At 40.4% G+C, this 12,843-nt stretch carries 5 protein-coding genes; all 5 read right to left on the minus strand.

What is annotated here, in order from left to right:
* Positions 1-6: 6 nt before the first annotated feature.
* Positions 7-7,164 carry a T9SS outer membrane translocon Sov/SprA gene (gene sov, locus IPZ59_RS10675; RefSeq protein WP_449560094.1) on the minus strand — a complete coding sequence of 2,386 codons (7,158 nt, stop codon included), beginning with the start codon at positions 7,162-7,164 and terminating at the stop codon, positions 7-9.
* Between the two features lie 103 nt (positions 7,165-7,267).
* Positions 7,268-7,867, minus strand: coding sequence for a Holliday junction branch migration protein RuvA (gene ruvA, locus IPZ59_RS10680; RefSeq protein WP_236136034.1), 600 nt, complete (start codon positions 7,865-7,867; stop codon positions 7,268-7,270).
* Complete coding sequence (locus tag IPZ59_RS10685; protein ID WP_236136035.1) at positions 7,864-10,134, minus strand: NADP-dependent malic enzyme; 2,271 nt, start codon at positions 10,132-10,134, stop codon at positions 7,864-7,866. The genes ruvA and IPZ59_RS10685 overlap by 4 nt, the downstream gene beginning before the upstream one ends.
* Before the next feature lie 23 nt (positions 10,135-10,157).
* Positions 10,158-11,264 (minus strand): DUF4837 family protein, encoded by a 1,107-nt coding sequence (locus IPZ59_RS10690; RefSeq protein WP_236136036.1) that lies wholly within the window; start codon positions 11,262-11,264, stop codon positions 10,158-10,160.
* A gap of 173 nt (positions 11,265-11,437) precedes the next feature.
* Positions 11,438-12,841 (minus strand): transglycosylase SLT domain-containing protein, encoded by a 1,404-nt coding sequence (locus IPZ59_RS10695; RefSeq protein WP_236136037.1) that lies wholly within the window; start codon positions 12,839-12,841, stop codon positions 11,438-11,440.
* Between the last annotated feature and the right edge of the window lie 2 nt (positions 12,842-12,843).

Here is a 12,843-nt window from a genome sequence, read left to right on the forward strand (position 1 = left end):
AAAAACCTATTGAGATAAATTAAATCGTAATTGTCCACCAAAGGCCGTAGAACTTCTACGGAAGGCAGTGGTAACCCTTGGGTCATTGACAATTCTGTCGAAGTAAATCTGAATATTCAGATTTTGGTTTATGATATAACTCACAGTCGGTTTGATTTGTAAGTTGAGATTTCCGTTTGTAACAGTAGACCCCTCCTCTAATGTTCGCTGGATTTGTCGGGTATCCACTATACGGGTGTTTATCCGAACCTGAAGATCATTTTTTAATACTTCCTGTCTTCCTTGGATTTTGAAAGGAATTTTTACGCCTGCTTTGGTATAGCCTAAATCAAATCCAAAATCTCTGCTGCTTTGTTCGGTGATTTGAGCGTTGGAGAAATTGAGTCCGAGGTTTCGTTCAGTATTGTATTCCATGGTGATGTTTAATCTGCTTTTGGTCAACAAGTCTACTTGTATTAACGGGGAGAATCCTTCTGTCAAAATTACTTGATTGAGGATAAACACGGGGATAAACTCACCAAACTCATTGGTTAAGGTGGCACCTGGAATTTGCCTTACGCGGTTAAATAACTCCAACCCATCTTGATAGAGTAGGGAGTTGCTGAAATTACTCACTTCGTAACTCGACCTGTAAGCATGTAATAGATTGATACTTGAAAAATACTCCCTAAGGGCAGGAATATTGGATAGACCTTTATAATCTATCCGCCAGTTTGGAATAGGTATTTGGGGAAAAGGATTCAATTCAATGGTGTTAGGATCTCTTCCTGAGTATGCTGAAAGAAAAGCCAATGTCATAACATCTTGGCCGTTGGCAGAAAATTCACCCCCTGGGTTGGCAGTATTCAATCGATCTTGAATGATGAAACGGTTACTGGCAAACCTATCAAAAATTGGGGAGTTATTGTTACGGTCATCTCGTGCAAAGGTTGTCCGGATCATAGAATATGTAATACTGTAACCCGCCAATCGATTGGGGCTTAAAGAATTGAATTGTCCTGGAACAGCTTCCGATGCCCGAAATATCTCCGAGTATTCTCCCGTTTCTCTCTTTTTTGCCTCTAACGTTATTCTAAAATCTCTAAAGGGTTCTGCCAATACATTGACATTAATGTTCCTAGTCATATTTTGGCGGAACTGCTGAGTGAGTTCTGGACTTGGAGCCATGATCCCACGATCAGCAAAATCATTCCGAACTCCAGGGTTTTGTGCACCGAAGATAAAACCCAATCCAGGATTAAGGAAACTTCGATCAAGTCCCATCAAACCTGTGTTCTCCATAAACCCAGGAAGGAAGGTGCCTTCTACCAAGGAGTACCTGAAATTGACATCCTTCACCATCGTAACAAATTTAATGAGCCTTCTCGTGAATGGAGTTCCAATCGTATCCTCTGCATTGACTGTTTGGCGGCCTGGGATACTAGGTCTTCGGGGTGCATTCAGTGCCCGATATTTCGCATTTTTATTATATAACTTTACAAAATCCAGTTTCCCATCCAATGTTTGCTCACGTGTATTTTGGATTACGTTTCCGAGAGTATCTCGTTGACCAATGGCACCTGTTAGCCAAGCATAATTTGCAGCATAGCGATAATTTGCATTAATCCAGTTGGTAGCTTCTATCTTATCGAAAGGCACCTTGTAGTTAGCATTAAGGTTATGACTATAATTGGTTGGACGGCCAAAGTTTCTCAGATTGACTAAAATGGAGTCCCGCGCAATGTCTCTGCCTACATCTCCTTCGGGTTCATCAATCACAGCTAATACTCTGCTCGAAAAGTCTACTCTAAGGTTTTTGGTTAAATCCCAATTGACATTGTATGTTCTATTGAGAAAAAAACTCTTCTGAAAGAATGGATCAACCCCTTCGGTTCCTAGCTGGTCATTTCGGAATTGGGTTCGCATAAATCGCCTATCAAAATCTGCTCTTACTGCTACAGAGCTCGGTACGAAATTGACATTAAAATCTCGAACTAGTTTAAATTTATCTCCTCCAGTCCACGTGGCATTCTTAAATGGTTCCAAAACCAATGGTTTAGGCTGATATACATAAGCTACATTCCCAACATACGTTTCAAAAACATAGCTTTCGGTATTTATATTGGTTTGTCGTATAGAACCATAGGCGTAAGACACCGAAAAATTACTAATATCCCAAGGTTTGGGAGCTCCGCTTGCTTCTGGATTTCGATTTTTACGGATATTGGAAAAACCGATATTTCTTCTCCTAACTTGATCCAATACTAGCTCACGATAAGCTGCTCGCTCAGCATCCGTATCAAACTTAGTCAAGGCCAAATCTAATGGTACATCTGGATTGAGTGGGTCAAATTCTGGACGCATGATGGAGTTTTCCAAACTTACGTACATTGGGATTGTCATGTTAAGACCTTCTGGTAAAAGCTTTTCTACACTGACATTGGCAGAAACGTCGTATTGAGTCATGTCTGCTAGACTTCTTTGTGAAAGTCTAGTTTCCAAACCTCCAAAACCCACTGTGCTGTGCCTAATGGAGGTAGAAATCGTCGCTACATCTGCAATTTGTGCATTTAGTATAGCATTTGCAGCCCAACCGCTGGATTGAATAAAACCGGTTGCACGTAACTCGTTAGCCCAAATGCAAACGGACCTCGATGCGGTACCAGTTTCACCTGGATTTCGGATCCCAATCATAGAGGCCTGAATCAAACTGAGCTCAGGTCTACCTACAACAGTAACTTTATATTGTCTGATATCTTGGGTAAAAGCAAGATTTAAAGGTACTCGTTGAGCATCTCTGGCTACCTTAACACCTACGATTTCCGAGATTGCTATATCGATTTCGTTTTCCAATGGCCAGATTTCCCGTGGATTTCTAGTGCCGGGAGGTGTAATTAAAAGAGGGACCTCTATTTCATAATAATTGTCAGTATAATCCGTCCCCAGCCTTAAAAAAGCTGTTAATTCCCCGTCTTGTGCATCTTGAGAACCAGCATGGAAAAACATCCTAAGGCGCTCATATTGTACCAAATTCAAGGAGTTGGTGTTCTTGAAAACAGCTCTAGCATCCCTTGCTTGAAGATTGTCTACACACAGTCTTAGGGACTGCTCATTAAGCTGTCGTTCTACTGCTGCTAAGTTATCACGATCTCTCACAATTCCTGGAGGAAGTACATAGGGACTTTGGTTAGGTCCACCTTGGCTATTTTCTTCAATATTGACTACACCCACAACTAGGTTTGAATTGTCAGGCTCTGGTATTTCGAAAAACCCTCTTTCAAACAAAGATTCTTGGAATACACGCCACTGACTGGCTACCAACCTAAAGTTTGCCATACGCAAAACCACTGGCTGCTCAAAATCTGTCAAGTAGGTCCGCATAAAGCGAATTGATTTGAACCCGTTGATATCTCCTTGTACTCTATCAGGTGTTCTAATAGGTATTCGGAACAAATACCAATCGACTTGTTGCCCGTTGATTGGTGCAGTAGTAACCTTATCTACGACGTAGTTTCTTCCTACCTCCAGCTGTCCTGGTCTCAAATCGATTTCATATTCGTAGTAAGCTTCTAACTCATTAATGGTATTGTCATTGTTGAGATCTTCGTTATTTGGTAAGTTTGAACCGGCAGGAGTGAATCCAAGATTGACATTTCCTCCAATAGGCGTATTGCCTTCCATACCGTTGAAAAGTTTATGCCTTTCCAAAATTTTAGCATCTTCTCTGTCGAATGCCTCATCTAAGTAATACCTGAAATCATCCGCAGAAGGATCTTGAATGATTTGTTGCAAGGCCTGCTGGCTAACATTGAGGCGGTTGATAAAGCGATCCCTAAAAAACGCAGCTTCATCTTCATTGCGTAAACCATCCAAGCCTACGTCTTGATTGGCTCGTGCTTCTGGGGAATTGTCAAATGCTGGAAGCAAGAATTGATTTCTGGTAATACGCCCCCATTCAGTTGTATTAGCATCTAATGGATTACCGTCAGCCGGGAGACCATTTTCAAATCCGTGTCTTCCGTCACGAATAATATCCTCAGAAATTTCCCCCAAATTGAATCTTAAAACTCCTCCAGTGGTGTTGTTTTGATTGAAAATTCCATCCAAAACGCGTCCATTTTGTCCTTCAATAAAAGGATCTAATAACCAAAATTCAATATACTCTATGTTGGTACGATCAAAGTCAACTTCTGTAGTGATTGCTCTTGTAACTCCCCCGTAATTTTGTCTAGGATTTGGAAGCAAGCCATTTGTAGTCAACCCTGGATTATAATTGTACATTCCTCGCTCATGAGGAAAATAAGCAAGTTCAAATAAAGGTTCTGGTACAATGATTTGATCTCGATCCCGCTGCTGGAAAATTTCTTGTGGGATTACCCTTCTCACATAGTGATTTTGGCGGTCTTCTCGTGAAAGGTTTCCAGGAACTCCAGGACCCCCTTCTCTGTAAAAAATATTATCAATATTGTACCAAGCCACTTTTGCTCGCCGATAAGCATTTCCGAGTCGGTCTTCAGTTTGGTTACTGAGGTCAAAGGCGTCATTGTCTGTTTTTGGTGTGGCTGCAAGATTCCATGTTTGAGCGGCTGCACTTCCTAAGCCAAACGGGGTAATTGCTGTCTCAAAATCGTCTATGTAAATTGCTGGCTCACCTTGTACGCGAACAGAGGTTCCCGGTAAGAGTTGGGCAAATTCACCGCTAAACTGAACGATGGATTTCTCTTTGGTATTTGTAAATGGTAAAGCATCAGCCAATTTTGTCAAAAAGCGCGATTCATCATTGTAATTAGCATCCAAGCCCCACATGCTGTTTCGGAGTGTTTCCGAACCAACGGCAATTCTTGTGATATTGGGACGTTCGTTAAGGTATAAGAAAGTACCTCCAATATTTAACTTGGAATTAACCATGTAATCCAATCGAGTCCCAAGCATACTTCTGGTTTGGAAAGACACTAAGTCAGCCTTTTCAAAACCAATGGTAATTCGTTTTCCAGATTGGAGAATAGCTTCATTGATGATATTTACGCGGCCTATATTGTAATCAACCGTGTAGTCAACACCTTCTGTCAGGGGGATATTTCCTGCCGAAACTATAACAGAACCAGGTGAAATATTTAAACCTGGCAATAAAATTTCAGAAGCAGAGCCGGCTGTTAAACGTCCCTTGATGAAATATTTATCCAATCGTGTGACAAGTTCTGCATCAGCTAAGGTAGTACGATAAAGGGTGTCAAAGACATATTTTTCAGCTAAGTTGGCCTCATTTGGCAAAAACAAATCATTGAGAGTTCTCCCCAACGGTTCAAGCACAGGAAACGCAATCAAACCTCTATCAGGAAAGATGGTAATGCCAGGAATGAAGTCGAAATTACCATCAGGAGCAGGGTCATTCTGAGGATTCAATCGATCTAGCCCCATCAATCGAATCAGTGGCCTGTTTCGTACATTTTCACCTTCTAGTAGCGTAGGATTATCTAGACCCGTCCGGTCATCTCGATAAATTATTTGAAGCTGAAATCCGTCTTGCTGAATTTGGTTGGCATTCAGGTTATAGATATTTTTCATCATCAAATCCCAGGTAGGGATTCGGATATTGATCCGAGAGGGGCGAAGCATTTTTAAGTAAATCACCTCATTGGCCGGTCTACTCTGATAATCCTCGGATAGTTCACCTACTTTAAATACTTGCCCATTGAATGTATACTCAAAGGATACTCCAAGTACTTCGTCATTCTGGAGTCTTCTATTTAAACTGATATACCCCAATTCCCGATTAAAAATAAACTCTGAAGGTGCGAGCATTCGAGCACCATTCACTTGTTCATAATCAATTCCTCTGATGATATTTAAGTTGCTTTCAATAGCTCCTGAACCAGTGTCGAAAGGTCTAAAAGCTGGGTTATTGGCTAGATTTCTGAAAAGTAAATTTGCATCATTCCCCGCAGGCGCCGAAGGATTTCCCTGTCCGATATTGGGGTTGTCAGGTTTGAAAATTCTTCTCCCTTCCCCCAAATCCATAAAAGCCATGAAATTCCTTAGAGTTTCTGTATTGTTGGCCCGGTTCATAATGTAAACTTCCACTCGAGTGATATTTACCCCTGAAAGTACTTGAGGTAAGCCTCTCAACCAGCGTTCGTAGTTATCTCTAAAGAAGTGACCAAGGAAAAAGTGCCTGTTTTCATCGTATTGAGAACCTTGAATTTCAAACATTCTACCCTGTGTTCCACCCTCTAGGACTAGTTCATCCCTTCTGCCACGCTGAGTGGAGGCAACCGCCGTGACAAATAAGTTTCCAAATTGCATTTGCGTTTTGACGCCAAATAGATTTTGGGCACCTTGAATCAAGCTGTTTTGTACAGGCATGCTTACATTACCTATTTCAACAGATTTCAAAATATCCTCTTTAAAACCTACATATTCCAATTTGAGTTGATTTTGAAAATCAAAGGAATTGTTGGAATCGAAATTGGCACCTAAGCGGATTTTTTCTCCAATGTTGCCGGTTACGGCCATTTGGATTTGTTGATTGAAATTGAAATTTCCGTTTTGTTGCTGTCGAATAGGAATTGCTGGGTTGTCAATTCTTCTAAAAATACCGCCTAGATCTAAGTTTACAAATCCATTGGGTACGATATTGATCTCATCTCCTCCAAAAAGCCTGTCAAATTCCGGTGTCATTACCATGGGAGGAATCAAATCCCAGCCACCTACCGGGCTATTGCCATCCCTTCCTCTTGATCGGCTTCTCCAATAATCTTGTCTTACTTTGTATTCTTGTATTCTTGAAAACTCATCAAAATCATAGCGTACTCCCTGATTGACTGCGCCACTGTCTAATTCATCTTTGATAGTATAACGAATTGTAGAATCCATATCCACTTGCACCCGTTGATTGAAAGATGGATTCGGGTAAAAAGGTGAAAAATTGGGATTGTAAGGATTGGTATTTGGATACAATGGATTGGTGCGGTAGGTAGGCCAAAGTAAGTATGAAGGTATTCTAGTCCTTTGTTCTAAAGAGTCTAAGCGAGCCTTTTCCAAGGAATCTATTTTAACTTTGGCTAAAGAATCTTGCTGTGCTCGTTCGAGTATTCTGAGCCGAATCCTTTCTAGAGAGTCTACTTGATTGATTCTCAGACTATCAGAATTGATTTGTTGGGCTTGTCCTCCGTTCCAACTAAACAAAAATATACACACCAACAAGACGAACCATTTTGTTGGGAGCTTTGGTGGACTGTCTTTCAAAAAAACATCGAGGTAATGCAAAAGACTTGTAAGTTAAAGTATGTTAAGTTGTCTTTAAAGATGCCTTAATTAATTCTTCCAAGGAAATATTTGGGCCTGTTTTTTTGAGAACGGAAGCAATATTTTTTTCGGCAGCAACTTTTGGAAATCCAAGAGTAACCAAGGCTTGTAACGCTTCTTCCCTCAAATTCGTATGCGAGACATCAAAACCTTTTCCAAGATTCGTAGGGTCTAAACTTGACTCTTTTCCAACTTTGTCTTTTAATTCTAAGATGATGCGTTGCGCTGTTTTAGCACCGACACCTTTTACGCTTTGGATGATTCGCACATCTCCTTGAATGATAGCAACTTCAAGTTCCTCGGAATCCAAGGATGATAAAATCATTAGCGCTGTATTGGGGCCGACACCAGATATGGATAGTAAATGTAAAAAAAGTTTCTTTTCGGTCTCTTCCTTAAACCCATACAGCGTATGTGCATCTTCTTTGATATGTAAAAAAGTGAGGAGCATGATATGCTCCTCATCTTTTATTTTTGAATAGGTCTGCAAGGAGATTTTTACTTGATAACCGACACCATTGATATCGATGATTACAAATGTTGGATCCTTGTAGGTTAATTTTCCTTTCAGATAGGCGATCATAATTGTTCTTTGCTTTGTGCATCTACAACTGCGATAGCCACCATGTTAACAATTTCACGGATAGAGCTACCGAGCTGTAATATATGAACAGGTTTGTTCATTCCCAAGAGTACTGGACCAATTGCCTCTGCATTTCCTAATTCAGAAAGTAGCTTGTATGCAATGTTTCCAGAACTTAAATCAGGAAAAATCAACGTATTAGCTTTTTGACCGATCAAAGAAGAGAAAGGATAGTTTTCCCGTTGAATTTCTTCATTGAGGGCAACGTTTGCTTGCATTTCTCCCTCAATGATGAGGTTTGGATATTTTTCCTTGGCCTTTATAGTAGCTTCTGCCGTTTTGCTGGCAATTTCACCTTTGGCAGACCCAAAGTTTGAATAAGATAAAACAGCAACTCTTGGCTCTATGTCAAAGAATCGTACTCCTTTGGCGGTCAATCCAATAATCTCTACCAATTGATCCGCAGTGGGGTTTACATTAACAGTCGTATCGGAGAAGAAGAAAGGACCTTTGGAGGTGTTCATAATGTACATCCCCGCGACACGGTCTGTTCCTTTTTTCACGCCAATTACATGGAGTGCAGGGAGAATAGTTTTTGGGTAATCTTTGGTCAACCCTGAAATCAACGCATCTGCTTCTCCTAATTCCACCATCATTGCTCCAAAATAGTTCCGATCCCTCATCAGGCGTAAACACTCACGAGGAGTTAAGCCTTTTCTTTGACGCTTTTGATGCAGAATTTCAGCATATTGTTGAAGCTTTTCCTCTTCTTTGAATGGATCAATGATGGTTACGCCTGTCAGATCTAATCCATTTTCTTCGATGATCTTATCGATTTTCTCCATATTTCCCAATAGGATAGGAGTTGCCACTTTTTCTGTCCAAAGTAATTGAGCGGCTTTGAGTATTTTAACATTATCGGCTTCTGCAAATACGACGCGTTTCGGATCCTTTTTGGCCCGGGTAATCACACGGAGCATCAATCGTTGATCAATACCGATCCGCTCTTGCAATTCCAATTCATAAGCCTCCCAATCTTCTATATGATATTTGGCAACCCCAGATTCCATGGCTGCTTTTGCGACAGCAGGGGCAATCGTAGTTATCAAACGCGGATCGAATGGCTTTGGAATTAAGTAAAACCTTCCAAAAGCTAGTTTCTGATCACCATAAGCTTTGTTTACGATCTCAGGAACAGGTTCTTTTGCCAAAGCAGCAATGGCCTTAGCGGCAGCTAACTTCATTTCTTCATTGATACTTGTGGCTCTCACATCCAAAGCTCCTCTAAAGATATAAGGGAATCCCAATACATTATTTACCTGATTAGGATGATCTGATCGACCTGTAGCCATCACGATATCATCACGTGTAGCCATCGCTAAATCATATGCTATTTCCGGATTAGGATTTGCTAAAGCAAATACAATCGGATTTTCTGCCATTTGCTGGATTTGTTCTGGCTCCATGATATTACCTGCAGATAGTCCAAGAAATACATCTGCACCTATCAGTGCCTCAGAAAGGGTATGGACATCACGGGTGGTAGCAAATTCTTTCTTGATATCATCCAAGACTTCGCGATCAGCACGGATAGCACCATCACGGTCGCACATCACGATGTTTTCTTGCTTTACCCCTAAACTCATATAGAATCTGGTACAAGAAACAGCTGATGCACCAGCACCATTGACTACTAGCTTGATATCTTCGATTTTTTTGTTGACGACTTCAAGAGCATTTAGCAAGGCCGCTCCCGATATAATGGCAGTTCCGTGCTGATCATCATGCATCAACGGGATTTTCATTTCCTGTTTCAATGTTGTTTCAATTTCGAAACATTCAGGAGCTTTAATATCCTCTAAATTGACACCTCCAAAGGTGGGTTCCAAGGATTTGATGATCTGAATTAATTTTTTTGGATCCTTTTCATCAATTTCAATGTCGAATACATCTATACCGGCAAACTTTTTAAACAAAACACCTTTCCCTTCCATGACTGGCTTCGAAGCTTCAGGCCCTATATCACCTAAACCTAATACAGCTGTTCCATTAGAGATAACAGCTACTAAGTTTCCTTTAGCGGTATATTTATAAACGTTTTCCTTATTTTCTTTGATTTCTAAGCAAGGTTCCGCGACACCAGGGGAATAAGCTAAAGCTAAATCCAATTGGCTGGAAAGTGGTTTGGTTGGGACCACTTCAATTTTTCCGGGTTTTCCTTGTGTGTGGTAATTTAGAGCGTCCTCTTTACGGATTTTTATTGCCATATAGGTTTATTGTTTGATAGTTTCTATTCTTGATTCATCTGACTCGTGATTTCTGTTGCGAGTAATATGGTTTCTATTTCACGGATAGCTTCTCTATGCGCTTCATTTGGATAATACACAAAGCCTTCCATGTAGTACATTTTTCCTTTTTCATTGTCGACCAACAAATAACCTAGGAAAGATCCTCCCATGCTTAGATTGTTGGTCTTCCAACCTCCTCTAATTTCGACCGCAAAATTATCATTTATTTTGAAGTTATTAAATGCAGGACTAGGGTCTACCCGCTCAGTGACAATGTATGAGTTGCGATTGCTTGGATCTCCAAAGATGTGCTGTTTGGTAATACTTTCTCTGAGCGCTAGTACATTTTCAGGAAACACTTGATCCTCAGAGGTATAATCGGTACTGTAAAAAAACATACTGATATCGGGTTTATCCGAACGGGGAGTAGGTTGCCTTAGCCATAAAAAATTATTTTCTGCTTTGGCTATTTGATACGAGGCTGGAACATTCACTTCCAAGCCTAAGTCTCTACCAGCTACCTTGGCGGCGGAGTTTTTGCGTGCCAATAAAAGCTTTTCTAAGCGCCCTCGTTCTCTGACTTGAAATAGATTTTGAAGTCTTGACTTGTTTTCACGGATGTTTTTGATCAAACTTTCCTCGTCTCTTCCAAAAAGGTAAACTACTTCTTGTCCTTGTGCAAATTCATCCTTGCTTCTGAGCATGTATAAGGTTGGATCAGCAGCTGCTTTTTCCTTCGCTTCCTTTGAAAAGGTAGCATTGATACTTTGGCTTGCCGAACTTCTATCATCAAAAGTGGTAACGTATATGATATTAGTTGCCATTCGAAGGATACGGGTCATCCCACGCGGATCTACTTTTCGAATATCGAAAATATATTCGTCTCGGATGAGCCCTTTTTGATCTTCCATGAAGACTTCACGCAATGCCTGACCTACAGGTCCTTGCCATTTAGCAGAATCAATAGCCAAAATGATCTCCCCAATTGCCCCTCTAGCTTTTGGCTTGGTTGAGGAAGATCCTTCTTCATCATTGGAATCACAGGCACTAAACATACCTATCAATAGCAGTAGGCATAAAACACTAGTTAAATTAAGAATTTTTTTCATGAGAGTATTTTTTTTATTGAACAGAGGCGACCTTGTATTCTAGATAAGCTCTTATTGCTTCGGATTTTTATGACCGACAACTTTTGATGAGTTTGATTTGCAACACATGAGTTTATCCGCTCTAAGGTAAATAATCGGAGGGTGAATAAAAAGTATTTTACTATTAAATTAGTTTATCCGATGATTAATTTTTGCCCTGGCTTAATGTTCGTGTTTTGTAAATTGTTTAATTGTTTGATTTGCTCCACACTTAGTCCACTGGATTTTTTGGAAATAGTCCACAAGGAATCACCTGGTTGTACGGTGTAAACTTTTGGATTTCCGCTGGGTGAGTTATCGGCAAGCGTGGGAGAGGATGACTGATTGGTATAAATATAAAGTGTTTGTCCCACACGGATAGTGTTGGAATTCAAGTTATTCCAGTTTTTTATATTTTGGACGCTAGTTCCATGATTGGAAGCGATTTTACCCAAAACATCACCTGATCGTACTTTATAGGCTATTCTTTCCTTACCTGCAGTAGCCGAATTGTTGGTGATAGTATTTGCACCAGTAGAAGAACTAGTCCGCAATGCAACAGCCCGTTCAGGTTGTAACTCGATCGCTTCCTTGAAGAGCGATTTGTTTTCAGCAATGTAGGTAGATTTTGTTTTTGGGACTCTCACAGCCATATGTTGATTCGAACTTGGAATCAATTTGTTTTGAATGGATGGATTTAAGTATTCTAAATCACTCAAACAGATGTCGGCTAATTGAGCTAACTGCTCCAAATCGATTTCTTGATTAAATTTGATTCGATCGTAGGCAATCGGAAAGGTGGGGTTCTCTAAAATGATGTTGTGTTCGTCTGCATAACGGAAGATATACATCATTGCTTGAAATTGAGGGACATAACCTCGCGTCTCCTTAGGTAACCAATTGTAAATTTCCCAAAATGTCCGTTTACCACCAGATCTGCTGATTGCTTTCCGTACATTACCAGGACCACAATTATAAGCCGCTAGTGCTAATTCCCAGTCTCCAAACATGCGGTAGAGAGACTTTAGATATTTAGCAGCTGCTTCTGTTGACATATCAGGATCCATCCTGTCGTCTATGTCTCTGTTAACATGTAAATTATACATTCTGCCTGTAGCCGGCATAAATTGCCAAAGCCCCATAGCACCTACTCTAGACTTTGCTTTCGGATTGAGACCAGACTCAATAATTGCTAAGTATTTGATGTCATCCGGCATATCGTGTTCTTCCAGTGTTTTCTCAAAAAGTGGGAAGTAGGTATACTTTCGTTGCATAACCATACGGGTATAATCCCTGTTGCGCACCACAAAGTAATTGATAAATGAAAAAATACGTTCATTGAGCTCAAAAGACATACTTGTCTCCATTTTCCGAACGCGTTTTTCTACCTGCTCGTAGGTAAAATCAGGAATATAATCATAATTATAAACTGCTTGAAGGAGTTGTTCTTGTATGGCAGTTTCATTTATCCCATAAAGTTCTTGTGCATGAAGCGAATCCTTACCAGAAATGACAACAATCATCCATGTCAAAACGAAGAAGAATAAGCTGGTTTTCATGC

Origin of the sequence: Mongoliitalea daihaiensis (assembly GCF_021596945.1) — a bacterium.
In the GTDB taxonomy this organism is placed as follows: Bacteria; Bacteroidota; Bacteroidia; order Cytophagales; family Cyclobacteriaceae; genus Mongoliitalea; species Mongoliitalea daihaiensis.